We start from the raw sequence: 26,107 nt of genomic DNA on the forward strand, positions 1-26,107 counted from the left end.
CTACTGCCATGATATCCGTCTTAATCGTTAATTACTTTTGCCACACACTGACGGCTCACGCGGTGCATAGCGTGTTAGCTGACGATCCCTCGGCTCAGGTTATTGTCGTCGATAACAGTAATGATCAGATCGAAGCCGAGAATTTGCGCAAGATTCTGCCCAGCAGAGCCGAATTAGTGGTTGCCCCGATAAACCTGGGATTTGGACGCGCCTGTAACCTGGCGTTTGAACAGGCTGCAGGCGAGTGGATATTGCTGCTTAATCCCGACGCCTTCATTCTACCCAATTGCCTGCAACAACTGGTTGGTACTCTACAGCGTCATCCAAAAATCGGCGCCTTATCGCCGCTGGCTCAATGGGATGAAGCAGGGACTTTTTTATTGCCGCCTGGCCAAATGCAAACTCCGGCCTGGGAATGGATGCTTGCGCTTGGACTCCGATTTCCAGCTTTTGGACGCTGGCTCTCAATGCGCTTTAGGACATATGCGCTGCGCTGCCTATATGCTTCCTTACCAGTACGCCAGCGCATGTTATCAGGAGGGCACATGTTTCTGCGCCGCTCCGCTATTGATGCCATTGGCGGGCTCTTTGACCCTGCCTTTTTTATGTATTATGAAGATACAGATCTCTGCCGCCGCTTAACCAAGGCTGGTTTTGAGTTGATGCTGGATCCAGAAGCCAAGGTGGTGCATCAATGGAGGCACGATCCTATAAAATCGCAATACACCGTGGAATCGCGTTTGCGCTACATGCGCAAGCATTTTACAAATTTTTGGCTGATGGATAGGCTGCGTCAGAATTTTGAACAATTACTTCAGCCCAAAGCCGGTAAGTTTCACGACATTGGCATTTGTACAACCGCGCCAATCTTTGATCTGCCAACCCATCAAAGCGGAAGCTGGCTGCTCGAACTCAGTACTAATCCTCTGTTAATCCCTGCCGCTTATCATAGCAGTACCGTTGCCTCTCATAGCATCCCATCGTCAGTCTGGAGCCTGCTGGGTGCTGGGCGCTACTGGGCAAGAGTATCGCACCCAAATGGACAGTGGAGCTACTTCACCTGGGAAATACCAAAATCGATTTCGAAATCGGGCTTGGAATTGTTAGCCCCAAAACAGGTCAGGAGCGCGAATAGAATCTTGCATTTAGATTGGGCGCATCAAGCCAACGAAGCTGAGCTATTAGATTTGTTCCGGGCCGCTTTTGGATATCAGATGAATCCCGAACTTTGGCGCTGGAAGTATCATGCTTTTGATACGTTGGGAGCGTTAGTACGTCATAATGGCCGTGCAATCGCTTTTTATGGAGCAATGCCTCGATCTATTCATTTATTCGGTTCACCGGCAACTGCGGTGCAAATCGGCGATGTGATGGTGCTTCCAGAGGAGCGAGGAATGCTCACGCGCCAAGGTCCTTTTTTCTTGGCCGCTAAGGGTTTTCTCGAACGCTTTGTCGGCCATGGGAAAACCTTTCCGCTCGCATTTGGCTTTCCATCGGAAAGACCTTTCCGCTTAGGCGTACGTCTAGGCCTATATGATAAAGTGGGAGAACTTGCGCAAATCAATTGGCCAGCCTTGCAAACTCGTCCAAGCTACCGCGTGCGCCTTAGGCCGCTATCAACCAATGACAGCGCGGCAGTTGATCGGCTGTGGCTGGAGATGGCCGATGCCTTGCAGGATCAAGTCGTCGGGGTGCGCGATTGGCCTTATGTGCAACGCCGCTATATGCAGCATCCGACTATCTCCTATCAACTCTATCTGATTACCTCCCGATTCACACAAACCCCTATTGGTATCATCGTGATCCGTGTCCTGGAAGATGCGGTGGAACTGCTGGATATTATTGCTCCTCCACAGCGCATGGCCACGTTGACACATTGCTTACGCCGCCTGGCCTGGAATCTCGGCAAGCCTCGGACTTATGCCTGGATCACAAAGCAACACGCTCATGCATTGGCCGGAGATACAGGCGAGATTGTTCCGACCGGAATCGTCATTCCCTATAACCGTTGGACGCCGGGCATTTCTGCAGATAAAGTGATGGATCGCTGGTGGCTGATGGGCGGCGATACGGATTTCAGATGACGAAAAAATCGGTATTTCATTCTCGCCGCCATAATGTCGCGGCAGCCATTGGGGACTGAATCTTGAAAATCCTCATGGTTACCCGCGAAACTCAAGCCGACAGGCGCTACGGGCTCGGGCGCAGCCTTGCGCCTTTAGTCGACGAATTTCAGCGAAGAAACATCGTGGTCGATTACGCCTGCCAGAGCGATTTAGGCGTAAGGGCTACGGCATGGCAGCAAAGGCTTCATCGTCTGTTATCCGGCCTGCTTTCACAATTTAATGCTGATACCGATTTTTCAACACTGGTTCATGTGATCCTGGAACGTTGGAACATGGGGCGGATTGCCGCCAAGATAGCGGCAAAGCATGGGCATACCCATGTGCATTGCCATGATCCTATCATTGCCGCAGGATTCAGCTTCTTTTCGCATTTCTATCCAAGGCTTAATGTCCGCTGGGGCGTGACCGAGCACGGCTTTGGCTGCTATACGGACGCCATTTGCGCAGATGGCGTCCGGATGGGGCCGCGTGTGATGCACTGGATGCGGCGCTGGGAGGCGCGCACATTGCGGGCCGCATCCTGGGTCGTATCGCCGACGCGCAAAGCTATGGAACAGGTGATACTCAGCCTCGATATTGCCCCTGTCCCATCGACATGGCGGCATATCTATCATGCACGGCCAACATTGAACCGCTACAGCCGCGAAGAAGCGCGGCGGCAGTTAGGCTGGCAGGATGATGTACTGTATATGCTAGGAGTAGGGCGCATTGCGCCGGTCAAGCAGTTTCCCATGCTGATCCACGCTTGTGCCAGGCTGGAAAAACAGGCTGATGTTCAGCTGGTGATCCTGGGTGAAGGCGAGTACGGTAGCCTGCTGGCCCTAGGGCGGCAACAAGGGCTTGCGCGAGATATTCAATTCGCCGCTACTGATGACATTGGCCTGTATTTATGTGCAGCCGATTTATATGTCAGTACTTCCGCTTCCGAGTCTTTCGGGCTTGCCACGTTTGAAGCCATGGCGGCCGGATTGGCGGTGTTATGCACGGCGGTGGGTGGCGTGCCGGAAGTGGTCGGCGACGGTGCGCAGCTGGTTCCGCCAGAGCTGGAAGCGCTGACGGATGCTATGCAGCGCTTGCTGGACGATAAAGCGTTGAGACAGTCAATCGCGCAGAAAGGCTTGGCAAGAGCCAGTGCGTGGCCGGACATTGCGGAAATCGCAAACGATTATGAAAAAATTTATCAATAGATGGCGGCAAGCCCGGATAGCCAGGCTGAGGCCGTGTCCGTTGCCGAAAGTATTAGCGTTGCCCGAAAATGGCAGAGTACTGGTTTTCGCCCCGCATCAGGACGATGAAACCATAGGATGCGGCGGGACTCTGGCATTGCTTCGGCAAAGGGGCTGCGAAATCAAAGTGGTCTTTGTCACCGACGGCGGCGGGGCCGGGAGCTTGCCCGAAGGCACCGTAGCTGTCCGCAAAAAGGAAGCGATAGCGGCTCTGGCAGTGCTCGGCATCGGGGACATTGTATTTCTCGATGAACCCGATGGTCATTTCCGCAATACGCCCGAGTTCGAGCGGAAAATCATGGCAATGCTGGATCAGTTTCATCCGGACTGGCTGTTTATGCCTTCGGTGCTCGATTATCACCGCGATCATGTCGCAGCCGGCCAGGCGATATGCGCCTGCTGGCGCAGCTGGCAGGGAACTGCCAGGGCTTTTTTCTACGAAATCTGGAGCCCGCTTCCTGCCACTTGGATAGTCGATATCAGCAGCGCGGCCGAGCTTAAGCGATCGGCGCTTTCCCGATATGAACTGCCGCTCGCGCATTGCGATTATCTCTCCGCCAGTATGGGCCTGGCCGCCTATCGGGGGCTTTATCTGGCCGGAAACGGGCAATCCGGATTCGCGGAGGCTTTTGTCGAGGCTGAAAAGGATGGCATTTGGCGCGGCATGCCGGAAAGACTGCTTACCTTGCGAACTTATGTTGAAAAACTGCTGAAGCCATGATCGGTGCGGCCGCGTTTTGTTCAAATCATTCCAAATAATCTATAACTATGCAAAAAAACAACGATTTTTCCATGGACAGGGGCGAGAATTTGCCATTGGTGACTGTTATTATCCGCAGCACGGACAGGCCCACGTTATCGGAAGCGCTGGATTCAGTTGCCCAGCAGGCCTATCCCAATATCGAAGTGCTTGTGGTGAATGCGAAAGGCGAAGGACATGCTGAGCTTGGCGAATGGTGCGGACATTTCCCGTTGCGCGTGGTGAATACAGGAAGCATGCTGCGGAGAAGCCTTGCCGCCAATATCGGCTTGAGCAATGCTGCTGGAGACTATTTGATCTTTCTTGACGATGATGACTGGTTCATGCCGGAGCATATAGCCATGCTGATGGATGCTCTGATGCGGAATCCGGACAAAAAAGTCGCTTACAGCTGTGTGACGGGTGTCAATGAACAAAAGGAGCCCTGCGGCAGCCATTTTTGCCAGCCATTTGATCGAACGCTATTACTGGCCGGAAATTACCTTCCAATCCATTCGGCATTGTTTTCACGGTCGATTGTGGATGCCGGGTGCCGGATGGATGAGTCGGTTGATTTGTATGAGGATTGGGATTTTTGGCTGCAGGCCGCGGCTTTCGGTGATTTCATTTTTGTAGCGCACTTTAGCGCTTATTATCGAATTGGAGGGCCGTACGGGCAGGGCGTCAGGCCGGATGCTGCGGTCGCGCAACAGGCCAGCGCGGATTTGTTTGAAAAGTGGCGCAAGGCATGGAAGCGTGAAGATTTGTTGGATATCATGGCGCATGTGCGGGAGCATAAGGCACAATTGAATGCGGCCATCGCCGAGCGCGATGCAGCCATCGCCGCGCGTGATGCGGCGGTTGCTGAGCGTGATGCGGTAGTTGCCGAACGCGATGCGGCGGTTGCCGGGCGTGACGCACATATTGCTGCATTGTATAACACGACAAGTTGGAGAATTACACAGCCGTTGCGTGTCGTTTCCCACCAACTGAAGCGAGGCCGACGCGCCGCAGAGTTGATTGGGCCGGCTATCCGGCGTGGCGGAGGGGTAAGAAGCACGCTCAATAAAGCAATGCATCTATACCGCCATGAGGGACTGACCGGGATCAGGCATGGGTTCAGGATTGTCGCTTTATCGCAGCAGATTTCTCCGGCTTGGGGTTCCGGTGGATTTGATCGTAACGATTATGCGGAATGGATTCGACGTTACGATACGCTCACTGATGATACACGCGCCACCATGAATGCATCCATCGCCGAATTTGCTCATCAGCCTTTGATTTCCGTAGTGATGCCTACTTATAACCCTAAACCGGAATGGCTGATTGAGGCCATAGAATCGGTCCGCAAGCAAATCTATCCGCATTGGGAATTGTGTATCGCCGATGATGCTTCCACCGATAAAGCGATTCGTTCCGTACTGGAGCGGTATGCGAGTGAGGATCTTCGCATCAAGGTTGTATTCCGCGAAATCAATGGCCATATTTCTGAAGCGTCCAACAGTGCGCTTGAACTGGCCAGCGGAGAATGGGCGGCTCTGTTGGATCATGATGATCTCCTGAGTGAACATGCTTTGTTCTGGGTGGTTGATGCTATCAATCAAAATCCCGATGCTCATCTGATTTATTCGGATGAGGACAAGGTAGATGAAGTTGGCAAAAGATTTGATCCTTATTTTAAATGCGACTGGAACGCAGATTTGTTTTATTCGCAAAACATGATTTCGCATCTCGGCGTCTATCGGACCGATCTTTTGAATTCAATCGGCGGATTCAGAAAGGGAATGGAAGGCTCGCAGGACTATGATCTTGCCCTCCGCTGCATTGAGCGAATCCAACCGAAGCAGATTCACCATATTCCCCGAGTGCTCTATCACTGGCGTAAGCATGCTGAAAGCGCGGCACAATCCATAAATGCTAAACCCTATGCTTTGCTTGCAGGAGAAAGGGCATTGAATGAACATTTCCAACGGCAAGGCATTAATGCTACAGCTAGTCCGCTGGATTTTGGGATGTACCGGGTGCGCTACGCTTTGCCAGACTCATTGCCTATGGTTAGCCTGATTATTCCTACTAGAAATGGACTGCAGCTGATCCGGCAATGTGTAGAAAGTATTAGAAAAAAAACCACCTATTTGAATTATGAAATCCTGATCGTTGACAACGGCTCGGATGATCCCGCAACGCTTCGCTATTTCGATGAATTGCAAGCTGACGCGCGGACAAAGATAAAGGTGGTGCGCGATGACCGTCCTTTCAATTATTCAGCACTTAATAACGCCGCCGTAAAACTGGCACAGGGTGAGATTGTGGGATTGCTCAATAATGATCTTGAAGTCATCTCGCCGGATTGGTTATCGGAAATGGTCAGTTATGCGTTACAAGCTGATGTGGGGAGCGTAGGCGCAAAGCTCTGGTATCCTGATAATACTCTTCAGCATGGGGGCGTAATTTTAGGTGTGGGCGGGGTGGCATCCCATGCTCATAAGCATCTGCTGCGTCACCAATATGGTTATTTCGGGCGCGCAAATCTCATGCAGTCTTTTTCGGCTGTAACCGCTGCCTGTCTGGTGATTCGCAAGGCTATCTATGAGGAAGTTGGAGGATTTAACGAAACGAATCTGCAGATTGCTTTCAATGACGTGGATTTCTGTTTGCGTGTACGAAAAGCGGGCTATCGCAATGTCTGGACTCCTCATGCGCAGTTATTTCATCATGAGTCTGCAACACGCGGCTACGAGGACACCCCTGAAAAGCGGGCGCGCTTCGCCAGAGAGACTCAGTATATGAAGCAGCGCTGGGGAAATCTTCTGTTAAACGATCCTGCCTACAGCCCCAACTTGACGTTAGACTTTGAGGATTTCAGCTTGGCCTGGCCGCCAAGAACGCAGAAAGGCTTAACAGTATCTCGCCCTGGACGGGAATCAGCGGCGCAGTCAATGGAGGTGTCATAACCGCATGGGCGAAGTTACCGTCATCATTGTCAACTGGAACGGCGGCACTTTATTGGATGAGTGTCTGGCATCCCTGGCACAGCAGTCCTATCCGCCCACCCAGGTTTTACTGATGGACAACGGCAGCACTGATGGTTCCGCTCAGCGCGCCCGGCAAATGCCTGGAATAACGGTTCGTTTTCTAGGCGATAATTTCGGTTTTGCGGCGGCAAACAATCGCGCATTGAGCGAATGCGACACCGAATTCGTGGCTTTGTTGAACCCGGATGCCTCGCCCGGCAAGGACTGGCTGATGAACTTGGTCAATGCTGCTCAAGCCTGTCCTGGCGTTGCCGCTTTTGGGTCGCGCCAAATGAATCAACGTTTTCCGAAGGTAATTGATGGGCTGGGGGATGTTTATCATGTATCCGGCCTGGTTTGGCGTAACGGTTATGGGCGCACTGAGCGCGCTGCCGATGCTGTTCCGGACATGATTTTCTCTCCTTGCGCCTGCGCAGCGCTTTATCGCCGTGAGGCGCTCGTGAATACAGGCGGGTTTGATGAGGACTTTTTCTGCTATGTCGAAGATGTCGACCTGGGTTTCCGTTTAAGGTTGGCGGGATACAGCGCGATGTATGTGCCTGATGCTGTCGTGTATCATGCCGGGTCTGCAAGCACAGGCGGGCAGCATAGTGATTTTTCTGTCTATCACGGCCACCGGAATCTGGTTTGGACCTATATAAAAAACATGCCGGGAAGCTTATTTTGGATTTTGCTGCCGGTTCATGTATTTTTAAACCTTGTCAGCATTATTTATTTTTCAATACATGGGAAAGGCAAGGTGATAGTGAGGGCCAAGCGGGATTCGCTGAAAGGCATCCCGAAAATGTGGCGTAAACGGCGTGAAATTCAGTCCAACCGCAGGGCTTCGGTGATGGCTATTTGGCGTAGTTTGGATAAAAGGCTCTGGTTGGCGAAAAAATACTGAGCTTTACTGCCAAGGCCTGATAGTCATCCATCCGATAAAAGTCTGCTGTTCAAGTCGTTCAGAGGTCGTTGCTTATCTCAATCGATCCGCCGGATTTGCCCTGCGCATCCACCCACAAATGCGGCAGGCCCAAGCTATCCAGCCAGGCAGGCCCATCCTCTTCCTTGAGCATGGCGATAGTCGAGGCGCTGCCGGCGACGACGCAGAAATCGGCAACCACGCTGACGGCGGTCAAGTGGCGCACCGGCCAGCCGGTCTTGGGATTGAGTATATGGCCGTAGCGAACGCCATCCACCATGAGGCAGCGCTCGTAATCGCCGCTGCTGGCCAACGCGCCTTCCCGCAATAAGAGCGTCTGCATGACAGCTTCCTTGCACCGAGGGTCGCGTATGCCGATGTGCCACGGGCTGCCGTCGGCGCGAGGGCCGATGACTTTGATGTCGCCACCCAGGTTGATCACGCCATGCCGGATGCCGGCGCCCTGGCATAATGCCGCCGCACGGTCGACCGCATACTCCTTGACGATGCCGCCGAAATCGATTTCCATGCCCGCTATCGGGAATTCGAGCACCGGAGGATTCCAGCGCAGCTTGCGCCAGCCCACTTTTTCGAGCAGTTCCTGAATCTGCGCCGGGTCCGGCAGCCTGTCCTGATCAAAGCGCCAGGCGCGGCGCAGAATGCCGGAGGTGATGTCGAACAGGCCGTCGCTCTGGTCATGGCAGGTCGCCGCATAATTCAGCAGTCCGGCCGTCTCTTCGTCGACCTTAATGCGGCCGCCCGCGGCTGCCGCGCGGTTGATCGCGGACAGAAAACTGTCGTCCCGGTAACGGGAATAAAGCGCTTCCAGCCGGTGGACATCGGCGATGGCCGTGTCCGCAACCTCTTCGGCCTCCGCCTGCGTTTTGGCGTAGAGCTGGATGTCGCATGGCGTGCCCATGGCCTTGAATGTGCAGTGATGAAATTTCATGCTAGCCAAGGCGCTCGATAACCTGGGTTAGAATGCATAGCTCCAGGTGGCGGACAGCGCGCCATCGCGCGGCAGCTGATAGCCGTTGACGTCATCATGCACAGGCTGGAGCCATTCGACGCCGAGCCGGTTGCCGGCAAGACTGCCGCTGGGCACGACGGCGTTGAGGCCGAAGCCGACATCCCAGTACCGCCCGCCATGACTGGAAGGGGAATCCATCGGCCCCAGCGGATTGAATACGCCATTGTATTGGCCCCGGATCGATCCTTGAATGGTGTAGACACCGCGCACCGATGCCGAGAGCCAGTTCAGCAGGCTGTAGTTGCCCCAGGCCGTGGACTGGAAGATGTCGCCGAACGCGAAGCCCGAATCATTCTTGTCCTCAAGGCGTTTGGTGCCGCTAAGTTGTGCGCCCCAGGACCACTTGTCCATCTGGCCCGTGTAAGTGAGGCTCGGCTTGAAATCCCAGGTGCCGCTGCCTAGCTGCATGCCGTAATGGATAAAGCCGGCCTCTATGCGATGGGTGTCCCTGAGCCTGATGCCGACGTCGCCAGTCGGCGCGCTGAGACCCAGGGTCGCATGCAGGTGATGGTTGGGTCTGTCGAAGAGTTTGAACATCGCATACAGGCCCGTATCGCCGACGCCGCCTGTCTCGCTTTGATGCAGGGTGTGATGCGTGATGAGCTCGCGCTGGGTCTCGGTAGAAGGTGCAGGCGCTCCGTCCAGCCTGCGCATGGTCATATCCATGGCGACGAACTGGGGCATGAGCATCAGGTTCAGCCAGTCGGTCGGCGCATACATGATATCGAGCATGTGCATATGCATGTTCATGCCGCTGGGAGCGAGAAAACAGGGATTGCCTTCGCAGCCGTTGCTGACGATGGTCGGGTCACTGATTTCGCTTGAGCCGTGCAGCATATCGCCGGCCTGGGTGCCGTACATGTAGCGGTAGCCGACCATGAAGTCGCCGGATTTGCTCAGCATGTGGTCGAACATGACGCCGGCCGGCGCGTGGCCGCCGTGGTGGCCGTGATGATGGTGGGCATGTTCGCCGCCGGACAGGGAAAGCGCCGACAGATCCACTTTCAGCGCCGCGTTGACCATATAAAAATCGAAGTCTGCATAGGCGCCTTCGCCGCCGCCGTCCAGTTTCAGTGAGCCGGCGTGCGTATAGTATTCGGCGCCTGCCTCAAGGCTGACGCCTTTGGCGAATTGCTTGCTGACGGTGATGCCGCCGCTCAAAGCGCCATAGCCCGACAGGCGCTGGTCGCTGCTGTAATGGGCGGGCAGCTTTTTAGGATCAAAATAGGTGGTCTTGGGTATCGGGTTAAACTGGGATTCAGGAATCCGCCCGCCGTTCTGGTCGACGTAATTGCCGCTGCCGGCATCGTAAATATACTCCAGTCCCGTGTTCGGCGCGTTGGCATTCAGCAGGATCCTGTTGCCGTTCGCATCGACGGCGGGCCGGCTGTAGGCCTGCTGGGAGACCAGGTAGGGCGTATAGAAGTCGGCGGCGTCCTGCGAGTAATAGCGTATCCTGGGCGTAACGGTCCAGCCGTCGCCCAGCGGCTGGCTCCAATCGGCTTCGAAAGTGTGGGCGTTGATTCCCCAGTCGTCGTGAAAAAAGCGGTAATCGAAGTGCACCGCCGCGTCCAGGCCTTCAATGTACTGAACATAACGCATGTTGGCGGTCAATTGATCTCGCTCATCGGGGCGTTTTTCCAGCAGGCCGATGGAGAGCCCGCTCAATACATCGCCCGTTTGTCCAGGATTGATGAAAGCGGTTTCCACAGCTTTATAAGGATTGGCCAGATAGCCGGTGCTGCGCGTGTAACCTACGCCGGTCTCAATCAGGGCATTTTTGTTCAGCACCTGGGTCAGGCCAAGCGTCGTGGCCCAGTCCTGCCTGTTGCCGGTCAGAACTTTGTTGCCGCCTTCGAGTTCGATCTGGCTGTTGGTGGAGGTGCTGTTGTAGGCGCGCAAACCCGCGGCTGTATCGTAGATATAGGGCGTGGCATCGTGATCGAGTATGGCGTCGGTGTCGCTGTTGGTGTAGCTCAACCCCAGATTCAGGCTGGTCCGCTTCTGGTTGAAGTCCAAACGTCCTGCCAGACTGCCGAACCGGGATTCATAGTCTCTCTCTGTGGAAATGCCGCCGCCCACGTCCAGCGCCGCCTCATCCCATTCATAACCCAGCTTGAAGTTTCCTTGCTTGCGGGTTTCCGGCGAGGCGGTGGAAAGCGTATGCACTAATTGCGTGTCTTCTGTGAACTGGCCGGTTGATGGATCCCGTTTGAGCGGATTCAGTTGCCTGTCAAAGTAGACCGTGTTGTTTTGCAGAAAGGGCGTTGCTCCGGCAATTATGCCGCCTTCTCTATTGCCGCCGAAAGACAGCGGCGCGGTCGCGACCGGCGTGGCGCCGCTCCAGGTGTCCTGGATGTAGTCGAATGCGAACTTGATCCGGTCGGACAGTTTGATTTTGCCGCTGCCTTGAATGGTGTCCACCTCGATAGGATTGAAGCGGCTGTTCACGCCGGCAAGATCACGCCTGCCTTCCTGGTAGTGGCCGTATTGAAAGCTGGCTTCTTCCTCGGCGGCGTTGGCTGATGCGGGCATCAGGCCCGGCAAGGCCAGGGCCGCGGCGGTCAGTGCCTGTAACGAAGCGTTTATGGGTGATGACGGCTTGCGCTGTTTTTTGCACATGTTCCTGGCTGATCTGGGTTTAATAACAGCCACAGCCGCCTCCCTCAGCGGAGCCGCTGCCTGATGCGGCCTCACGGCTGCCGTAGATATGTGCCCGGAATGCGCTTTGCAAGGGAGTGGGATCCAGCGCCATGTGCGGTTTCGCCAGATTGCCGCGCTCCCATGGCGCCACTTGCGCACAGCCCGACACGCTGGCGCATGCGACGAGAAGTAGCGCTTGTTTTATTATTTTCATTTATTGTTTCTCATCAGATCGGTACAGCTGATCAAACTGTACAAACCGCACTGCCGCCAGTTCATAAAACACAGTCAGAGTTTATATTCAGCTATACCACGACCGAGGACATAGAAGACGATAGAGCGGCCCGCAATGAAGGCAGTTTATTGGTAGCTATCTTCGTTATTTCTTCTCTGAGCTTTCCGCCAGCAACTGTTCTGCCAGTTTTCGAAGCTCCTCGGCTTCTCCTTGCCGGAAACCCAACTGGACATGACGAATGACGCCGTTGCGGTCGATCAGGTAGGAGGAGGGCATGGCCTTGACATCGAAGCTCCTGGCGCACTGCTCGTTTGAATCGGCCGCTACAATGAACTGTGCCGGGGTTTTAGCCAGAAACGCCTTGGCATCTTCGGCCGACTCGTCCATATTGATGGCTATGACCTGCAGTCCCCGATCTTTGAGGTCCTGTTCCAGTTCATTCAGAAAAGGAAAGGATTTCAGGCAGGGCGGGCACCAGGAGGCCCAGAAATCGATGTAAAGGACCTTGCCTTGAAATTGCTGCAAGTTGTAATTTTTACCGTCGCCGATCGATGCTAAGGTGCAGTCAGGCGCCTTGTTGCCGGCTTCGGCCGCGATTGCCTTTTGAACTGGACCGAGCGCCAGCATGGCGCAGAGTAAGGTGAATATCCGCTGGTTCATCTGTTGATTTTTTGCTTTATAGGCGTTGGGACAATTGCTCATTCAGGCAATGAATGATTTAAGGCGGCGCCAGCGGTCAGGCAAAGGGCCGCCGAATTTAGCAATTATTGGGCTTGCAGCACTGAGATATCCGTATCTGGATGATCTCCGTTATCAGCCATGCAATGGTAGTTTAAATCGAATACTCTTGTCCCTACAGTAGTTGTAGTGACTGCTACGTAGTACATGCCTGCGCCGCCTCTAACTTTGATAAAAGGTGTGTAGTTTGCATCTCCAGATACGGTATCCGCAATGGTCTTCATTTGAGTGCCGTTAACAATGTGGAGATTAACCATTAATCCTGGCACCGGGTCGGTTCTGTCTTTGACCTGGGCTTCAAAATAATCCGTACCCGGAGCACAATTGACGACAGCCAGATCGGATGCGCCTGAATCAACGGTACCCGTACCTATTGTTATACCCGTATATTCATGAGCCAAAGCGAGATTCATGTGGCCGGCAGCGGCCAGAATTGATGCCGTTATAAAAGCTTTTTTTAAAGACGCAAATTTCATATATCCTCCTCGTGCCGCCAGGCTGCTAGCGGAAAATTAATTTAGCAAGTGCTGCTCATTTCGTCACCGATCTATTAGTTTGGGCAACCGGAATTTATCTTTTTGCCCCTTTAATCCATTTCTTATTGAAAAAAGAAATGTTAATGCCAGTGATCTACTATCAACAACCGCCGACTAAAGTTTATGATTGTCGGTAGTTCTTTTCATTTATTAACAGTTTATTTTTGACTTAGCAGATTTATGCAGTTGTTTCAAAATAAACATTTCTGTTTTTAATAGCCCATCGTTTCTTAAAAAATAGAAAGGCATGGGTAAACAGACGATTCTAACCTATTTTGTTTCTCTTCTCCTATGTGATTTTCCTGCATCCACTATGGGTTTGTTTGGGCATGGTTTTCAGAAAAGAGCAGGGCCGTTTATTAGGATAATCATTGAGAAACATTTGTTTTCGAGATCGATTCCAGTTTTATTGCGGCCAGTTTACGCACCATTTCCGCCTCGTCAGTCAGTGCCTGCTGGAGCAGCGCGGCATCGTCTCCTGCCCGGTCGACAGCTGTCAGCCGCACCCTTTCGTCCTTATCGTGAATCGCTTCCCGCACTGCGGCGGCCGCTCCAGCGCCTTCCCGATACGATAAGCTGGTAAGAGCCCGCACTCTTACTGTTGCATCTTCATCTGTGAGCGCCGTTTCCAGCGCTTCTTTGACGGAGGCGTCGCCTTTCCGGCCGGCAGCCATCAGACGCCCGACAGCTTCTGCCCGCTCCGCCGGGTTTTTTGACTTTGCCATTTTTACCAGCTCATCGGTTTTATCCGGCTCGGGCTCGATCTGGAAAGCATGCGTTTTGGCCTCATTCATTTTCAGCATTGTTTGTTGCTGAGCTTCAGTGGATAAGCACGTCTCGGGATTGGTCCGGTTTGCGTCGAATTTCGCTCCGAGAATCCAGGCTTCGGCGGGTTGTCTGGGCGAGTCGGTTTTTGCTGTCTGGGATGCGTATCGGAAAATAAGGTCGGCTTTTCGAGCCAGCAGGCATTCCAGAACCTGTTTTACGGTTGGCCCCACACAGGTCGCTGTCACCAGTCCCTCGGGCAGAACCGAGTAATTTATGCGCACGCCTGTTTGGTTTGAGATACGGTTAAGCACCTGTGCCAAGGGTGCTTGCCTGGCTTCCAGTTGCAACTTGGCCCCTGCGTCTTCGGTCATGATTACCCGGATGTTTTGTTCTTCCTGTCCATTGGTGTTCCCGGCAGCTGATAATAGCCCGGGAATCAGCAAGAACAGACAGGTTATCCAGGTTTTAGTTGAATTCAAGGCAGCCTCTCGCACAATATGGCAAACATTACAACGCTCTATTCGTCAAAGAGCAAATGCCTAATTATATAAAAAGCCTGAAGCACTGGAATGAAATCATAAAGCACCTGTACTTGCTGCTAATTTTGGTAGCGTGGGCCGCAGGATCTGGCTCTTTTCCTCGTTAGGGAAAAATTAGGAAAAAAGTTCAATGCATTTTAAGAAGGGCAGGGCCTTACTTTAAAATGAAAATCTACGGCGATGTCCACCGCCGTAGATTGGTAAAAGCTCAGACCGCTCTTGCAATAAAGGAACTGAGCCGTACGGTTGCAGGTAACAGGATGTTACTCAAACAGCCTTATTGCGCAGGCCATACTTGCACGCCGTTATCTATAGCCGGCATATCGCGGTTAAGCTGGTCGGCAGTTGGCGTGATGGTGATGTCCAGTCCTTCACCGCACTTTGGATCCAGTGGATTAGGGTCAACTGCAACAGTTGTATCGGTAGCCGGAGTGCCTGTTATGTTTCTGACCACTTTCAGCGTAGCCGGGGTATGTTCCGCTGTACCGTCGAAATTAGAACCAACCATAGGCGACCACAGGTTGACGGTTTGGTCGCTGAATCCGGCAACATTGGTCAGTTTACAAACATCGGCGACAGGTACTACGAAAGTGACGGTCTTGGCGCAAGATGCTGATTTGATCTTGATGGCGTCTGTCTTAAAGGGGACCAGTCCCACATAGTTGTGAGCCGGCAGAGCGCCGCCGCCTGTCCAGAATCCGACCGTATTGGTTGTTTGTGGATTAGTTTTTTGGCCTTCGGCTGAAAAGATTTCTTTGCTATAGACTTTCTTGGCATAACCTTCTCCGGCGCCTTCAATCCAGTCCGTTACGGCACCGGCGTCCTTGGGTTCAACATTGGCAGCCGATCCAGCGGGTTTGGAAGTAACGGTAGCGGTTGAGTCGGGAAATACTACGCTCGTGCCCATCACTGGCGCCTCACCGCAACCGTGTCCAATCACTACATTATTGTAGACTCGGGTGTTTTCAAGAATGGTCGAAGTTTGCAGCCGCGTATGGGCAAAGCCGCTTTGGCTGGCTGCCAATATAGCGGTTGTCATTGAGCAAAGGGCCAGTTTTTTAAATTGTGTCGAGCTTAGCATTGAAGTCCTCCGAGGACATTTTATTGTTGTTAATAGTATTTTTAGTGAAAGGCAGAAGTACCGAATCGCTCCGTCTGCCTTGTGTTTAATACTTCAAGATAAAAGCACAAAACGTGCCATAAGAATTGCTGGTATTAGGAGAAGGGCGGTTTTCAACTGAATGGATTGTAATAATCTCTAACTGTATGATTTTTACTGATTAGCATACCGAGATTGCAACGTCTCTGGTGCATGTAGAGAAGCGGCTGCTTTCACATGATATAAGTAGAAACTCTCAAAAAACGACTTGGGTATTTAGCCAATGTAATAGTTTTTTGTGTGATATGCCCTGATTTTCAGCACTTGCCTTTACTGGAGAGTCGATATATCGGGGACATTAAATAAAAATGCGTGATATGGCGCATAAAAAATAAGTCATTTAACATAGTTTAATTATTTTGCTTCGGGTTTATGCTTGCGTCCATGCATTGTCTTATATGAAAACTGCGGAGTTTTTTACACTAGCAGACAAGACAATCAGATTCTACGATGACGAGTTTGTAAAGATGATGGGCAAGAGCTCAAAAGTAAGTAGTTAAGATAGAAAGCCTATTTTTAATAGCTACTGCCAGATGCCAAGAAAGGGGCTGATCGGCTGTTTAAAAATATTCCTGCCGATCAGATCAAAAGGGGAGGTTATTCAATAACAGGAATTTACAGGTAGACAGTGCTGGCCCGAGGGCCGATATCGTCTTCTTCTAATACATAGCGAACTGGGCTGCCTAACTCTAACTGATCAAATTCACCCACAACACTATTTCTATGGAAATAAATTTCACGGCCGTCTACTGTCTCGATAAAGCCATGATCCTGCTCCGGCAGCAAGCGTGCTACCGTTCCTGTTTTCTGCAGGTCATGAGTTTTGACTTCACCACGCTGAACACGGGCATAGTCTTCGAGTTGCCTTACAGCCGCCCTGAAAGCATCCCGTATGGCAACATAAATGTCTTCATGGGCTTGCTTATCGTGATGTTCCCTACTGATGACCAGCTCTTTTCGGGGAGTCGTGATATCAATACGAATATGGTATTGATTGCCCTGGTGATGATGCTGGTGCTCTGACTCTACGGCAACCCGGCAGCTCATGATATGGCTATGGAATCTATCCAGTTTGGCTACTTTCTCGCGGATTCTGGCTTCTACGGCCTCAGAATGAGGTATGCCGCGAAAGGTAATCTGTAATGGGATTTGCATGATTATTCACCTGCTCAGATAAAGTATGAATGACAGAAATAGCTGCTGTGTGGCTGGGCTACAAAATAGATACCGGTATTCTGGCTTGAACCCGGTAGAGCACCGGATGATCTGCCAAGGCTGGGCCTGGCGTGTAATAGCAGTACATGAACCGACAACGGCAACAAAATCAACCAGACAATGACAATAATGCTGAAGTGTTTGATGTCGCTCCATATCCGGGTCCTCGGGAATGCCGATCGCAGCAGTTCCACTATTAGAATCGCATCCATGGCGCAGCCCAGGAACAGGGTAAAGAGCGCAAAAAATCGATTATGCTGAATCAGTAGAGCGGTAAGCGGCATGCGTCCCCCGCTCGCTATCATAAAAATAAACCAAATGCAGGCCATCAATAGAAAGCTTTTCCGAACTTCACTCATTGATTCAAGGTATTGGTTTATATTCATGGACCGTTGCTCTATTATTTTCATAACCGGATTCCTTAGTATTTTTAAACCAACTTGTGAGTAAGTCTGGTCAGGAAAAGGCCTAATATTGATCAACAAGTTTCGTTTTATTATTGGGTTTTGCTATTCGGGCTTCTATGGTTTTTTCTTCGCCTTGGCGGAAGATATGAAGAATGACCTTATCGCCCACTCGCATCAATGCAATGCTGTTGCTCAGCTTGGTTGAGGTATCCACTGGTTGACCGTTAATGGCAATGACGATATCCCCTTTTCTCAACCCCGCTTTATCGGCTGGGGAGCCAGGAACAATACCCGAAATAACAGCGCCATCCTGTCGATCAATATTAAACACCCGAGCCAGGCTCGGGGTGAGACTTTGAATCTGAATCCCTAGCTGGCCTCGCTCAATATTGCCGTATTGGATGATTTGATTGACAACGTGATAAGCCGTGTTAATAGGAATCGCGAAGCCAATACCGACATTGCTGCCATTAGGGCCGACTATGGCTGTATTGATGCCGATCAATTCACCTTGCAAATTAACCAGAGCGCCGCCGGAATTTCCGGGATTGATTGATGCGTCAGTTTGAATAAAGTCCTCATAGCCTTCCAGGCCCAGGCTGGAACGACCCAATGCGCTGATTATGCCGGAGGTGACTGTCTGGCCAAGACCGAAAGGGCTGCCTATCGCAACGACGATATCGCCGACCTGTAATACATCAGAATTACCCTGAGGAAGCTCGACTAATTTGTCGGATTTGATTTTAATCAAGGCGACTTCTGTGTTTGGGTCGCTGCCTACCACAGTCGCGTTATAGCTTCGGTTATCTTGCAATGTCACTGTTATTTGGTCGGCTTTGTCAATAACGTGATGATTAGTAATGACATAGCCTTTGCTGGCATCGATGATAACGCCTGATCCAAGATTTTGGACTTCCCATTCCATCGCTTTGTTTGACTTGTCATATAGATGACGATAGGAAGGGGCTTTCAATAAAGGATTTTCTCTTTGACTGAATCGTATACGAGTGGAGATATTGACGACAGCCGGAATGACTTTTTTTAGCATTTCCGGCAGAGGGTTATTGCTCATAGGAACTTGAGCCCATGCATCTATTGCCTGTAAATGAGCTGATATTGCCGTCATTAGAGCAATTGCCAGGGAATATATGAAAAACTGTTTTTTCATAGTTGCTCCGTACCTCATTGCTAGTGGCAAATTTATTCTAAGTTGAAGATTAGAACCGGTATGCGGGCAAAAATTCTAAATTAATTATGCTTTTCGTTAGAATTTATACGCTGATTCAGCTCAGTTGAGCGGTATTTAACCCAATAGTTAAGTAAGAACTGCTCCAGGCATATATCTAAAGAATCGGCCAAAACAGGATGAGGAGTATGCAGTTAATACCTTATTATGGAGCGGCTATTGGACATTGAAGCTTTTCATATCATTGTTATTGTTGAGTATGCGGATATATTTGCGCTGGACGTCCAGCAGCCCTTCATCCTGAAGTTGACTAAAAGCCCGGCTTACCGTTTCTTCAGCGAGACCAAGATAATCAGCTATGTCACGTCGGCTCATAGGCAAATTGAAAGAGTTTGCGGAGAATCCGCGCTCGCTGAGATTTCGAGACAGATCATTCAAAAAAATGGCGAGGCGTGCGGGCGCGCTTCTATTGCCCCGTAATTCCATCAAATGCTTGTTCTGAACGATTTCGCGACTCATCAGCTTGACAAATTGATGGCCGAGTGAAGGGGCGTTGTCAGCCAGCTTTTGATATTGATCAAACGGTATTTTACAAAGACTGCAGGTATTCAGCGTTGTCGCGTTACAGTCATAAAAACCGGAACTGATCGCACTTAATCCTATGATATCGCCAGGAAAATGGAATTGAATGATGTGTTCGTGACCATCTCCGAAAACACACCAGGATTTGATCGTGCCGGAACGGACCAGATACAGGTATCGAAATGGCTGTTCTGCATGAAAGATATGTTGGCCGCTGTCCAGATAATATTGTTGAGAAATGATGCTTTGCAGTTGTTGGCGATCGGAGGCTTCCAAACTGGACATAAGGCAGGATGAATAGGTTGTGCAGTCTTTGCACACATCAAAGTTTCTGGTTGGCTCTATGACCGGCTGCGCGTCCGGTTCGTCAATAGTCATCAGCAACTGGTTAATTGCCTCAAAGTATTTCAGATAAGAGCGAGAAAAAGACAGTTTTAGACTGTTTTCCGGTTGATGTGAAAGTATGCCTTTCATCCTGAAATATTTATTGATGCCGTGATTAATCGTAAAAGTAATGTCAACGCAATGGCGACCGCCTAGTACCTTTTCTCTGGTGGCAAGCTTGATTTCATTGAAGCTGATTGCGCTGGTTTTGAATCGCCCCAGAAATTCTTCCCCATCATGCAAATCTACATCTAACTCAATGGGGACTCCTATGAATTGTGATCGGGTCATTTTCACTCCATTTTTTCAAATGTTAAGGAATCCTTTTACGATGGGCTTCGGTTATTGGAATTGGCAGATGCTTGTAATTATTGTTGATCTATTCAACGCCGTCTTTATAAAAGTCCCCCTTCGAGAAGATAAAGCCGATAAGCTTTGTTGCTATTCAATTAATTGCCTATAACGCAGTTGAATTAAATAAAATAATCTTCTCTTCAGGGTACAACGCCTATTTTCTATCGTTCAGCTAGAAGATATTGCCTTTCGCTACTAGAGCGGGTCGGGGTGAGTGCGATAAATAAGCTTTTTTTTCTTATTGTCTCCATCTGACCCAGACCCTCCTTTCAGGCGATGAAATTAGCGCCATTAAATCGGACGCGGAACGGATATAAAAAGCACCCGGCTGCAAATCAAATGACAATTACATTTTCAGCTTGAAGGCCTTTTTGTCCCTTTGTAACGTTGAATTGTACTTTTTGTCCATCATTGAGCGATTTAAAGCCTGGGTTATTAATGTTGCTGTAATGGACAAAAACATCCGGGCCTTTTTCCTGTTCAATAAAGCCGAAGCCTTTGTCAGCATTAAACCATTTAACAGTGCCAGTAATAGAAGTAGTAGATGATGTATTAGTAGACATAATTCAAGAATCCTAAAGTATTAAAAAAAGTGTTTTTTCGAAAAAAGCAGCTCAAAGTAAGCAGACATCACATAATTTCAATGTTTCTGCGCTTATTTTGTTCTGATTTGGGTATGGTAATGTCAAGTATGTCATCCTTGCATGATGCTTTAGCTTTCTCGCCATCCACACGAGTAGATAAGATAAAGTCCGTTGAAACTCACCGCGGTTTATTGCTTGGCAGTAATAAGCCTCGTTTTTTGTTTCATTTTCCTGCTTGGAAAATGCACGGATAGTGACAGTCTGATTGCTGATTGAAACGTCCGGATTTGCTTTCTTTACGCTTGACTGGGCGGCCCGAACTTTTATTTCATTATCGTGCTCGATAATATCAATCCTTGAAAAATTTCGGCTTAGAGAGCATTCTCTTTCCAGCCAAATTGGAAATTTCCGGTCCGGTTGCGGCCAGCGGCAAGAAAGTAGATTGTCAAACCAACGATCCAAGTCATCAAAAGCAATCAACCCAATGCCCAGGAGCGACGAGGTTGGTATTGCTTTAGCGATATCCTTATCGTTGTCTTTATCTTTTCTCATAAATTTCGTCCTAACTATGCACAACTGACAAATACAGCGGAAAAAATCTTCATGCAGATAATCTGGATGAAGTGAATCAATGCCAGAACTTGTAGAAAAATTCCAAAGCTTAAGCAAAGGTTCTAGTTTTTTCCTGAGACAAAATGTAGCGTATTTTCTGAAGCAGTAGAATTGGTGCAAATACCTAGGTAAATCAACGCAAATTGATCATATCGTTATCTTAATGGGTGTTTTTGAGCCTTAGAGTGATTGTTGTTTCATAAAATCAGGCTCAAAATTTTCCTAACTTGTTTCGGTTGCCTTTAGAAAGCAATAATCAATTGTAGAATCACCCATTGTCGACAGATCTGTTTATCTCAGAAATCACTGATAAATTGCAGAATATAGAAAACTTGTTTGCCAAATTATGAAAACTTCATGAAATGGCAGTCAATTTGCAGGACATTTTTTATGCCTCAGCATCTTGAGTATAAGGCATAAAAATTATTCAGGTTTTCTGTTTACTCATAAGGCGCGACTAAGGTTCGCTTGCTAGATTGAATGGTAATATTAATGACGCAACGTAGAAGAGAAGGATTGAAGAGATTAAGCGTTTTTTGTAATATTAACCTTTTGAATTGTAAGGGTAAATAATTTTAGTATAGCTTTAGAGCATCAAGTGAATTGTTAGTTAAGACGTCAAATTTTCTTAAATTGTAAGTTTATTCGTACTTAAAATATAAGGAGGATATGATGCTGCGAAAATTTTGTTCCGAACTTTCATTTCCTATTGTTCAATTGTCCTTACCTGAAACTACCTACGAGCAACTACAATTGCTTGTGATCCTGATAGCTTTCATCGCCATGTTGATATTTGAAGGCTTCTATACCCGTGAGAAGCCGTTAAAAACTTTTCGGCGAAGCTATTTAACCAACATCGTTCTGTTTATTTTCAATAGCGCAGTGATGTCGCTCTTGTCGGTTGGCTCTTTATTGACTATTGCTGATCAGTATTCTACAGGAGGATTGCTGAGCCAGATTTCTAATCCCATTATTAAGATAGTGGCGTCATTCATGCTTCTCGATTTGACTTTGTATTTCTGGCATAAGGCTAATCATACCTTTGGCTTCCTGTGGATGTTTCACAAAGTGCATCATAGCGATCCTTTCTTTAATACTTCAACAGCATTTCGCTTGCATTTTGTTGAGTTGTTGCTGACTACCGGCATAAAAGCACTTTATATAATTGTATTAGGTGTGGATAAGGCCGTAGTGATCATCAGTGAAGCTGTTATTACTGTATTTGTCATATTTCATCATATGGATATTTCAGTTCCAGGCGAAAAATGGCTGGGCCAGTTTATCATTGTTCCCTATTTGCATAGGGCTCATCATTCAGTTCGGCGAGAAGAGCATGATCGCAACTATGGCGCCGTATTTTCAATATGGGATCGCTTATTCAATACTATGATCGAGGTAAAACCTGCGGAAATTGGTCTTAAATATGTGAAGGCCCGAAGCTTTATTGAATTGCTGTTTTTCGGGTTTTCACGGGCTTATCCATAACTATTGGGCATAAATTGTTAGAATTTCTGTTGAACAACACGCTTGCCTAAGGATGGGATTCATAAAAGCGGATATATGATTTCATCTCAATCTATGCCTTTAAACCGTGAAGATAGATATTTAACAGTTGATTTAGGCTATGTTTCAATTACATTAAGCTGAGAAGTCATAAATTATCTCGACAATGATATGGGTAAGCCTAAAAATTGGTAAATTTATAGAATGAGTGATTAATGCCATGGATTGCCGTCAAATTTTGCTACATCAGGGTTCATGTAGTCCCATGGTTGGGCATCGGCTACCCAGATATCCCGTTGCGGTTGAAAAATACTTGGATCATCCAGTGTTGCCGCATTAACTGGTCTTAATTCAGTAAAAGCGCTGTTTCTGCCGAACAGTGTACTCCCGCATTCGGGACAGAAGGCTCGATAAACAGTATGGCCGCTGGCAGCAATAGTTGCGTATTCTTTATAGTTGCCGGTTATCTTAAGATCTGGCGCTGACACAAGCAGGGCTGCTAAATAAGGGGCGCCCAGCGCTTTTTGACATGATCGGCAATGACAATTAAAACCGCTTATGGGTTTGGCTGAAATTTCATACCTGACAGCTCCACAAAGACAACCACCAGTAATAGGGAGTTTCATAATGTCTCCAGAAACAATAGTTTATGATAAATCTTCATATAATGAGCGCAACATACCGGAACTTTAACTGTCCATAGCGCATGGTAATTGATATTGTTTTAATCAGCTTATTAATCATGGCTTATCTGTACTGGTCTAGTGTCCAGCAGATAAAATCAATAGCGATTAAAGCGACCAGGCAGCATTGCTTGGATATGGATGTTCAAATGCTAGATGACTATATTGCTTTAAATGATCTCAAGTTAAGAAGAGATAAAACAGGGAAAATGCATTTGTGCCGATTATTTCAGTTTGAATTTTCTTCAACCGGAAATGAGCGATATAACGGACAAATTGTAATGTTAGGATATCGGATTGAATCAATTCAAATGGAACCGTATCGATTGCCTAAAGGGGCAGGAAATGAGTGTGAAAAAAGGTTTTATGAAGAGTTGGTGGATGAGTAACGATTGTGTATTCATGGACGAAGTGACTATGAGTTGAAATGTTCGGAATACGGCGTTTTACTCGAAAATTTAAGAGCTTATTGCCGAAGAATTGGCATTGGAAGAAAGAAGCTCATTACGCGGACAATGCAGAAGAATCATAAGGTCGGGTCATACTAAATATGAATTACCGGTCGAGTTGAAGCAAGCAACAGCAGGGCTTGCCAATAAAAGAGTTTTTACTCTATTTTGGACTATAGCTTTTGTCTTTGCTTTGATGATTTTCGTTTTGTAAAAATTGTTTTTTTCATTAAGCGAATGGGAAATCAATAAATTATGATCAGACAGAATTATCAAGAGCCATCGCGAAAGGTTCAGGATGAAGCAGTAAAAGAAATTAGGGAGGTCCGGTTGCCCAGCGAAATCAAACTGATTGTCCAAGGTATTCGAAAAAGGATTGATTCGTATAGAAGGCAACAGAAAGGTAGCGCTATATGCCTAAATGGAAAACTTAAAAAAGTTTTAAGTCAATATGCAGGGTTGGCGGAGCTAGACAGCCAGCAAATACAGGAACTACATATTTATCAAACGCATTGGCGGGCATGTTTTTTATTAGTATTGAGGTTGTCTTGGTGGTTGATAATCTTGACATGGGTGGGTCTAGGTTTTTATTTGTTGATTTGAAAATTTATAGGTTTATGGGGAAGCACGCAACGCACTAGATTTCGGACCTACTAAATAAGGTGGCGATTATGGGCTTTGGAACTGTTTTTAAACTACTGCTTCTTTTAGTTTGGCCTATGCTTTTGATTTTACTGTACCACTGTTCCAATAAAGAGAAATTCAAGCAGAGGCTTAATAAGTTCAGGCGAAATGAGAATGATAAAAGCTAGAATTTCAAGCCAAATTCAAACACCATCTTAACGGAGATATATAGAATAAACAGGATAGCTCCTAAATAAACAATAAATCGCAATGGCCTTTCTTTGATGCTGCTGATAAATGAGACATTTGCTCCCGATTTTTTTAGTTGCAGATATTTTTCACGCTCGGTGATCAGCCTTTGATGCTGGTATTCATCAAGCAATTGCCGGGCTTTGAAAAGATCTTCATCTTTTATCAGCCAGAGTGCAGGCATGGATATGCCCCAGTTTCCAGCAGATGTCTCGTAATAGTCAATCCCGTTTGATTGTAATAATGCACGAATTTCATCGGCTTCGTCTTCGGGAACATTTGTAAGTCGAAATAGTAGAGTGGACATTTCAAAAATTAAGATTAAAACATTAAGTCATTTTGAGCTTGAGTGAGTGATTCTTTGACCATAAATTCAATAAAACGTTATTTTTTTCAGGCAGACTAGATCATGCAAATTATCTCTCTAACTCTGCATGTGAATAAAAAAGTTATTGTAATTTAGCGCATATTTGAAAGTACAAGTCTTTCATTCTAGCTCGGCAATAAAGCTCATGAATCAAATAAATTGGGAGAAAAATTGCAATGCCAATCAGGAATTTCAATAAATAAATTATGCATAAAGATCGAATAATAGAACTAGAAATAAAAGTAGCTTATCAAGAAGACCTTATTCAAGAGCTAAATAAAATAGTTAGTCAACACCAACAGCAAATTAGTCGACTAGAATCAACTTGCAAATTGCTTAATGAACGCATTAAGAGTCTGTTAAATGTTGTAAATACAGAAGAGAACATTGATCAGACGCCTCCTCACTATTAGTAATTAAAAATGATCCAAAAGAGAAATGATAAAAATAAGATTTAAAAAATTGGAACAGAATTAAAAGTGATTTCTTTCACAAAAAACTTACAAATTAATGAATTATAGGGCTATTTTAAATAAAATGTGCAATCAGTGCAGAGGTTAATGGCGGCGAAAAAATGGCAAACTATGAAACAGTGACAATTTCAGGTAGAAGTTACAGCGAAGAAGATATATTGAAAGAGTCTGATGAATATATCAAATTAGAATGTATCGATTTATGTTTTGCTTTAAATACATTGATCAATGATGAATCTGCGTTAGTAAGGGCTGCGGTAGCTCGCAAAAAGGTGGGGCATGAAATACTGGTCAATGATGATAATTGGCGTGTTCGTGCGACAGTGGCAAAATACTGCGATGATAAAACGCTGCTGGATGCCTTAGTTAAGGACGAAAATGATTATGTTCGCTTTATTCTAGTGAAGCGAGGGCATGCGTTAGAGAAATTTGTTAATGACCAGGATGAGGAAATTGCTTCCATAGCAAAGTATGGTTTGCAAAATTTGCAAACAATGTAGTCGATCTGTTGATTTGCGATTAAACGCTAATCGATTATTTTTATCAGATTTGCAAAATGTTGTGAAAGGCGGCTGGTGGCTCCTTAACTTATTTTGATTTAACAAATTTTCGAGCAAAATCTTTGGCGGAAATATCAAGATCAATATACTGATTAAACAAGTCATTAACATCTACTGGGTTTAAATAAGCATAGATGCCGTAACCTTTGGTTGCAAGGAACGCTTCGCTTAATTGACTTATAAATTCCTGTCGCATA

The 26,107-nt window shown here is 47.9% G+C and carries 26 protein-coding genes (1 of these 26 only partly in view); 10 read left to right on the top strand and 16 right to left on the bottom strand.

The genetic code is table 11. From position 1 onward, the window contains the following. Positions 1-8 precede the first annotated feature (8 nt). From ACTNE6_RS03765 to ACTNE6_RS03785, 5 genes are all read left to right on the top strand, one after another. Positions 9-2,084 carry a GNAT family N-acetyltransferase gene (locus ACTNE6_RS03765; protein WP_442498655.1) on the top strand — a complete coding sequence of 692 codons (2,076 nt, stop codon included), beginning with the start codon at positions 9-11 and terminating at the stop codon, positions 2,082-2,084. Between the two features lie 74 nt (positions 2,085-2,158). After that, a complete protein-coding gene (locus ACTNE6_RS03770) occupies positions 2,159-3,313 on the top strand; it encodes a glycosyltransferase family 4 protein (RefSeq protein WP_442498656.1) in 1,155 nt (384 codons plus the stop codon). Further along, a complete protein-coding gene (locus ACTNE6_RS03775; RefSeq protein WP_442498657.1) occupies positions 3,294-4,073 on the top strand; it encodes a PIG-L deacetylase family protein in 780 nt (259 codons plus the stop codon). Before ACTNE6_RS03770 ends, ACTNE6_RS03775 begins: the two co-directional genes overlap by 20 nt. Positions 4,074-4,120: 47 nt before the next feature. Beyond that, positions 4,121-7,045, top strand: a complete 2,925-nt coding sequence (locus ACTNE6_RS03780; protein WP_442498658.1) for a glycosyltransferase — start codon at positions 4,121-4,123, stop codon at positions 7,043-7,045. Between the two features lie 4 nt (positions 7,046-7,049). Further along, on the top strand, positions 7,050-8,012 hold the full coding sequence (locus ACTNE6_RS03785; RefSeq protein WP_442498659.1) for a glycosyltransferase family 2 protein: 963 nt from the start codon (positions 7,050-7,052) through the stop codon (positions 8,010-8,012). Between the two features lie 58 nt (positions 8,013-8,070). On the opposite strand, the gene ACTNE6_RS03790 is transcribed toward ACTNE6_RS03785, so the two are convergent. From ACTNE6_RS03790 to ACTNE6_RS03850, 13 genes are all read right to left on the bottom strand, one after another. Beyond that, a complete protein-coding gene (locus ACTNE6_RS03790; protein ID WP_442498660.1) occupies positions 8,071-8,979 on the bottom strand; it encodes an FAD:protein FMN transferase in 909 nt (302 codons plus the stop codon). Between the two features lie 27 nt (positions 8,980-9,006). Continuing rightward, positions 9,007-11,715, bottom strand: a complete 2,709-nt coding sequence (locus tag ACTNE6_RS03795) for a DUF3570 domain-containing protein (protein ID WP_442498661.1) — start codon at positions 11,713-11,715, stop codon at positions 9,007-9,009. Next, positions 11,702-11,917, bottom strand: a complete 216-nt coding sequence (locus tag ACTNE6_RS03800; RefSeq protein WP_194970512.1) for a DUF4266 domain-containing protein — start codon at positions 11,915-11,917, stop codon at positions 11,702-11,704. The genes ACTNE6_RS03795 and ACTNE6_RS03800 overlap by 14 nt, the downstream gene beginning before the upstream one ends. Positions 11,918-12,082: 165 nt before the next feature. Continuing rightward, positions 12,083-12,598, bottom strand: coding sequence for a TlpA family protein disulfide reductase (locus ACTNE6_RS03805; protein WP_442498662.1), 516 nt, complete (start codon positions 12,596-12,598; stop codon positions 12,083-12,085). A gap of 104 nt (positions 12,599-12,702) precedes the next feature. Beyond that, on the bottom strand, positions 12,703-13,152 hold the full coding sequence (locus ACTNE6_RS03810) for a hypothetical protein (protein WP_442498663.1): 450 nt from the start codon (positions 13,150-13,152) through the stop codon (positions 12,703-12,705). A gap of 428 nt (positions 13,153-13,580) precedes the next feature. Beyond that, positions 13,581-14,459, bottom strand: a complete 879-nt coding sequence (locus ACTNE6_RS03815) for a HEAT repeat domain-containing protein (protein ID WP_442498664.1) — start codon at positions 14,457-14,459, stop codon at positions 13,581-13,583. 337 nt (positions 14,460-14,796) lie between these two features. After that, positions 14,797-15,600: a hypothetical protein gene (locus tag ACTNE6_RS03820; RefSeq protein WP_194970508.1), complete on the bottom strand. Its 804-nt coding sequence runs from the start codon at positions 15,598-15,600 to the stop codon at positions 14,797-14,799. 693 nt (positions 15,601-16,293) lie between these two features. Next, positions 16,294-16,833 carry an HPF/RaiA family ribosome-associated protein gene (locus ACTNE6_RS03825; protein WP_442498665.1) on the bottom strand — a complete coding sequence of 180 codons (540 nt, stop codon included), beginning with the start codon at positions 16,831-16,833 and terminating at the stop codon, positions 16,294-16,296. A gap of 14 nt (positions 16,834-16,847) precedes the next feature. Beyond that, positions 16,848-17,303, bottom strand: coding sequence for a hypothetical protein (locus ACTNE6_RS03830; RefSeq protein ID WP_442498666.1), 456 nt, complete (start codon positions 17,301-17,303; stop codon positions 16,848-16,850). A 58-nt stretch (positions 17,304-17,361) separates the two neighbouring features. Then, the gene (locus tag ACTNE6_RS03835) at positions 17,362-18,468 is read right to left on the bottom strand and encodes a Do family serine endopeptidase (protein ID WP_442498667.1); all 1,107 of its coding nucleotides are present in this window, start codon (positions 18,466-18,468) and stop codon (positions 17,362-17,364) included. 234 nt (positions 18,469-18,702) lie between these two features. After that, positions 18,703-19,743 carry a helix-turn-helix domain-containing protein gene (locus ACTNE6_RS03840; RefSeq protein ID WP_228779127.1) on the bottom strand — a complete coding sequence of 347 codons (1,041 nt, stop codon included), beginning with the start codon at positions 19,741-19,743 and terminating at the stop codon, positions 18,703-18,705. Between the two features lie 398 nt (positions 19,744-20,141). Continuing rightward, on the bottom strand, positions 20,142-20,369 hold the full coding sequence (locus tag ACTNE6_RS03845) for a cold-shock protein (RefSeq protein WP_194970503.1): 228 nt from the start codon (positions 20,367-20,369) through the stop codon (positions 20,142-20,144). A gap of 51 nt (positions 20,370-20,420) precedes the next feature. Further along, complete coding sequence (locus tag ACTNE6_RS03850) at positions 20,421-20,942, bottom strand: Hsp20/alpha crystallin family protein (RefSeq protein WP_434482208.1); 522 nt, start codon at positions 20,940-20,942, stop codon at positions 20,421-20,423. A gap of 729 nt (positions 20,943-21,671) precedes the next feature. Here ACTNE6_RS03850 and ACTNE6_RS03855 point away from each other — a divergent pair. Continuing rightward, entirely contained in the window at positions 21,672-22,487 is an 816-nt protein-coding gene (locus ACTNE6_RS03855) for a sterol desaturase family protein (RefSeq protein WP_442498668.1), read from the top strand. 230 nt (positions 22,488-22,717) lie between these two features. Here ACTNE6_RS03855 and ACTNE6_RS03860 read toward each other — a convergent pair whose 3' ends face one another. Continuing rightward, entirely contained in the window at positions 22,718-23,131 is a 414-nt protein-coding gene (locus tag ACTNE6_RS03860; protein WP_442498669.1) for a GFA family protein, read from the bottom strand. Positions 23,132-23,211: 80 nt separating this feature from the next. Between ACTNE6_RS03860 and ACTNE6_RS03865 the strand changes: the two genes are divergently transcribed. Both ACTNE6_RS03865 and ACTNE6_RS03870 read left to right on the top strand, forming a co-directional pair. Next, positions 23,212-23,577 (top strand): DUF3301 domain-containing protein, encoded by a 366-nt coding sequence (locus tag ACTNE6_RS03865; RefSeq protein WP_442498670.1) that lies wholly within the window; start codon positions 23,212-23,214, stop codon positions 23,575-23,577. A gap of 315 nt (positions 23,578-23,892) precedes the next feature. Further along, the gene (locus tag ACTNE6_RS03870) at positions 23,893-24,240 is read left to right on the top strand and encodes a DUF2956 family protein (protein WP_194970500.1); all 348 of its coding nucleotides are present in this window, start codon (positions 23,893-23,895) and stop codon (positions 24,238-24,240) included. Between the two features lie 205 nt (positions 24,241-24,445). Here the strand turns inward: ACTNE6_RS03870 and ACTNE6_RS03875 are convergent, their stop codons facing one another. Further along, positions 24,446-24,817 carry a DUF6164 family protein gene (locus ACTNE6_RS03875; protein ID WP_194970499.1) on the bottom strand — a complete coding sequence of 124 codons (372 nt, stop codon included), beginning with the start codon at positions 24,815-24,817 and terminating at the stop codon, positions 24,446-24,448. Positions 24,818-25,083: 266 nt separating this feature from the next. Here ACTNE6_RS03875 and ACTNE6_RS03880 point away from each other — a divergent pair, with 266 nt between their 5' ends. Next, positions 25,084-25,290: a SlyX family protein gene (locus tag ACTNE6_RS03880; protein ID WP_194970498.1), complete on the top strand. Its 207-nt coding sequence runs from the start codon at positions 25,084-25,086 to the stop codon at positions 25,288-25,290. Between the two features lie 161 nt (positions 25,291-25,451). Then, positions 25,452-25,850, top strand: a complete 399-nt coding sequence (locus ACTNE6_RS03885) for a hypothetical protein (RefSeq protein ID WP_442498671.1) — start codon at positions 25,452-25,454, stop codon at positions 25,848-25,850. An 88-nt stretch (positions 25,851-25,938) separates the two neighbouring features. Here the strand turns inward: ACTNE6_RS03885 and ACTNE6_RS03890 are convergent, their stop codons facing one another. Next, on the bottom strand, positions 25,939-26,107 hold the 3' portion of the coding sequence (locus ACTNE6_RS03890) for a hypothetical protein (RefSeq protein WP_194970496.1). It continues 35 nt past the right edge of the window; 169 of the gene's 204 nt are visible here — the last part of the coding sequence; its start codon lies beyond the right edge, outside the window; it ends in the stop codon at positions 25,939-25,941.

Source organism: Methylobacter sp. sgz302048 (assembly GCF_052162025.1).
Classification (GTDB): Bacteria; Pseudomonadota; Gammaproteobacteria; order Methylococcales; family Methylomonadaceae; genus Methylobacter.

Coding starts and splice junctions, on each gene's coding strand:
- ACTNE6_RS03855 (WP_442498668.1), top strand. CDS start 21,672: ATGATGCTGCGAAAATTTTGTTCCGAACTTTCATTTCCTATTGTTCAA.
- ACTNE6_RS03845 (WP_194970503.1), bottom strand. CDS start 20,369: ATGTCTACTAATACATCATCTACTACTTCTATTACTGGCACTGTTAAA.
- ACTNE6_RS03820 (WP_194970508.1), bottom strand. CDS start 15,600: ATGCTAAGCTCGACACAATTTAAAAAACTGGCCCTTTGCTCAATGACA.
- ACTNE6_RS03785 (WP_442498659.1), top strand. CDS start 7,050: ATGGGCGAAGTTACCGTCATCATTGTCAACTGGAACGGCGGCACTTTA.
- ACTNE6_RS03835 (WP_442498667.1), bottom strand. CDS start 18,468: ATGAAAAAACAGTTTTTCATATATTCCCTGGCAATTGCTCTAATGACG.
- ACTNE6_RS03860 (WP_442498669.1), bottom strand. CDS start 23,131: ATGAAACTCCCTATTACTGGTGGTTGTCTTTGTGGAGCTGTCAGGTAT.
- ACTNE6_RS03830 (WP_442498666.1), bottom strand. CDS start 17,303: ATGAAAATAATAGAGCAACGGTCCATGAATATAAACCAATACCTTGAA.
- ACTNE6_RS03870 (WP_194970500.1), top strand. CDS start 23,893: ATGATCAGACAGAATTATCAAGAGCCATCGCGAAAGGTTCAGGATGAA.
- ACTNE6_RS03885 (WP_442498671.1), top strand. CDS start 25,452: ATGGCAAACTATGAAACAGTGACAATTTCAGGTAGAAGTTACAGCGAA.
- ACTNE6_RS03840 (WP_228779127.1), bottom strand. CDS start 19,743: ATGACCCGATCACAATTCATAGGAGTCCCCATTGAGTTAGATGTAGAT.
- ACTNE6_RS03765 (WP_442498655.1), top strand. CDS start 9: ATGATATCCGTCTTAATCGTTAATTACTTTTGCCACACACTGACGGCT.
- ACTNE6_RS03865 (WP_442498670.1), top strand. CDS start 23,212: ATGGTAATTGATATTGTTTTAATCAGCTTATTAATCATGGCTTATCTG.
- ACTNE6_RS03875 (WP_194970499.1), bottom strand. CDS start 24,817: ATGTCCACTCTACTATTTCGACTTACAAATGTTCCCGAAGACGAAGCC.
- ACTNE6_RS03880 (WP_194970498.1), top strand. CDS start 25,084: ATGCATAAAGATCGAATAATAGAACTAGAAATAAAAGTAGCTTATCAA.
- ACTNE6_RS03850 (WP_434482208.1), bottom strand. CDS start 20,942: ATGAGAAAAGATAAAGACAACGATAAGGATATCGCTAAAGCAATACCA.
- ACTNE6_RS03810 (WP_442498663.1), bottom strand. CDS start 13,152: ATGAAATTTGCGTCTTTAAAAAAAGCTTTTATAACGGCATCAATTCTG.
- ACTNE6_RS03770 (WP_442498656.1), top strand. CDS start 2,159: ATGGTTACCCGCGAAACTCAAGCCGACAGGCGCTACGGGCTCGGGCGC.
- ACTNE6_RS03790 (WP_442498660.1), bottom strand. CDS start 8,979: ATGAAATTTCATCACTGCACATTCAAGGCCATGGGCACGCCATGCGAC.
- ACTNE6_RS03780 (WP_442498658.1), top strand. CDS start 4,121: ATGCAAAAAAACAACGATTTTTCCATGGACAGGGGCGAGAATTTGCCA.
- ACTNE6_RS03805 (WP_442498662.1), bottom strand. CDS start 12,598: ATGAACCAGCGGATATTCACCTTACTCTGCGCCATGCTGGCGCTCGGT.
- ACTNE6_RS03800 (WP_194970512.1), bottom strand. CDS start 11,917: ATGAAAATAATAAAACAAGCGCTACTTCTCGTCGCATGCGCCAGCGTG.
- ACTNE6_RS03775 (WP_442498657.1), top strand. CDS start 3,294: ATGAAAAAATTTATCAATAGATGGCGGCAAGCCCGGATAGCCAGGCTG.
- ACTNE6_RS03825 (WP_442498665.1), bottom strand. CDS start 16,833: ATGCAAATCCCATTACAGATTACCTTTCGCGGCATACCTCATTCTGAG.